Source organism: Gluconobacter aidae (assembly GCF_009547075.1).
Classification (GTDB): Bacteria; Pseudomonadota; Alphaproteobacteria; order Acetobacterales; family Acetobacteraceae; genus Gluconobacter; species Gluconobacter aidae.
In genome coordinates, this window is the sequence record NZ_WIPH01000087.1 from 1 (window position 1) to 2158 (window position 2158).

At 47.5% G+C, this 2158-nt stretch carries 1 protein-coding gene; it reads right to left on the reverse strand.

Going from position 1 to position 2158, the window contains the following annotated elements:
• Positions 1–191: 191 nt before the first annotated feature.
• Positions 192–2158: glycosyltransferase family 2 protein (locus GFJ39_RS13790; RefSeq protein WP_228391987.1), on the reverse strand; the 1967-nt coding region annotated here is incomplete at its 5' end.

Below are 2158 nucleotides of genomic sequence, written 5' to 3' on the forward strand. Positions count from 1 at the left end.
GTTGCGGTCAAGATGGACGATCCTGAAACGTTTTCGAGGAAAACCCACGTCTCAGGGTGCTCGTTCTTCAAAGAACTGGATCTGGTCGAAACATTGCCTGCTGTAGCGAGAGGCTCGGTTGCATAACTTGCGATGGCATCGCTGTGTTTCACAAATAACTCCATATTCAATAATAGTATCTATTAAATAAATTATCTGTTTCCGGCGCGTTCTTTTCTCCAGGACAGGCAGAGATTTTGCCATGCCTGCTTGGTATCCGGATCAACGCGATTGTCTGCGAGTATGCTCTGAAGGCTCTCTTCAACAAAAGTCGCCGATGCCGTGCTGTATCGAAACGCGATGTTCTGCATGGCGTCCATAACGCCCGGAAGGCTGGCCAGCCGCCGGATTTCAGCCCTTACCTTTTCCGTCAGGCGGGCGGACTGTGACGTTCCCCGCACATCAAAAGTCTGCGTAAAGAGGTTGAAAATAGCGGGGCTGTTATACCTGAAATGTTTGTTTTTCACGACGCCATGGCCATCATTCTCCCCACGGGAAAATTTCCAGACATATTCCTCAAAGGAACGAAGATGATAATGGCAGACATAGGCCCACTGTGTGGGCTTCTGACTGAAGTTGAGATCGTCGCTGAACGTGGTGCTCTGCGGATAATAATTCCCGTCAACAGTGGTATATTTCCTGTTGGTATAAGAACATTCCGGGTGATGGGCGTATGAATAATTGAACAGACCTGTCCTGAAGATCGATTTTACCAGAGGATGTTTCTCACCTTCTACAAACCGTTCCGCAGAGAGCTCGTTTTCCCAGGTCAGGTGACCATTGGGATAATAAACGCGCCAGCTTAGGGAGAAGCAATCGACCCCCTGTGCATCCCGTGCCGCAATAACAGGCGCAATACTGTTGCCGACATTTTTAGAAGGCAGGATCGCCTCGTCAATATCCACGACAGCACACCAGCGGTAATCAAGAATTTCCGATAACGTGGTCAAGGCATGGTTGTAGGCCTTGAATTGCATATTGATTCCCGGCGCATGATTGCCAGTATTATCAATCCAGGTAATTTCTTTGTTTTCGGACAGCGCCTTGAGGAGCACGTCCGATCCGTCCGTATTGTCATTTGTATAAATAAAGAAGTCTTTTATTCCTATGACCCTATGGTGTGCGATCCATTCCAGCAGGTAGATGCCCTCGTCGCGTGCCGTAGCGAGAAGGGCGATGTCTTTTCTGCTCCTGATGGCTTCACGCACAACGCCGAGCAGAACCGCACCCCAGTAAATGCCATTGCCCCGGTCCCGGATGTGACCATATCCCAGAAAATCGAACTCGCCTGGTACATTCCTGAAGGAACGACTGGTTCTGCGGATATTCCAGTGTGACAGTTCCAGAAGCGCTCTGTGTATCCAGTCTTTGTAAGGGATATGATTAATGATTTCCGAAATACTGAAATAATTGTCATCAGGAAGATTGAGAAAAGCATCCGTGAAAATTTTCGAGAACTGCTTTCTCTGGTCTGCATTCAGTGTGTGACAGAACAGATTCAGAAGTTCGGCTCTCATATTCTGGTGAGATCTGCTGATGGCGTGGAGTGATTGCTCAGGAGTATTTCTGGTTGAGAAAACAGAACAGATTTCGGTAAAAAGACGGGACGTTTTATCACTCACCGCGGCATGGCTGGGATACAGGGAAAAGACTTCCCATTCCTGGCTTTCGTCCCTGTTGAAGGCGACATTTCCAAAAGGATCGGCGGAAAAGAATTTTTTTCCGTTAAGCGAGAGCAGTGATACTGTGTCGTCATGATGAAAGCCGGTTGTGAAAACAAAAAACCGGTCTTTGAAAACGTTGTTTTCCTCCGGATGGGTCTGTTCGACATCTTCACCGAGGTTAACTGGAGCAATCAGGAAAAAGCCGGGGTCTTCTGGAAAAGGAACAAGAACGACATCAATATATGATGGTTGTTTTTCAAGAGAATGCTTTAAAATCCGTTCTTCCGAGCAGAAAAATAGACTGGTTCCATGAAAGGTTTTCAGATGGAACAGTTCCATTCCACTATTCTCCGCTGCAATCCCGTTCATAAAATCACCATTCACGGCGGTCTTCAAGGGGATTGCCACAGGAGTTGTCCTGACAGGAAACTCTAGAGCGGTTCCACTGAACCTTG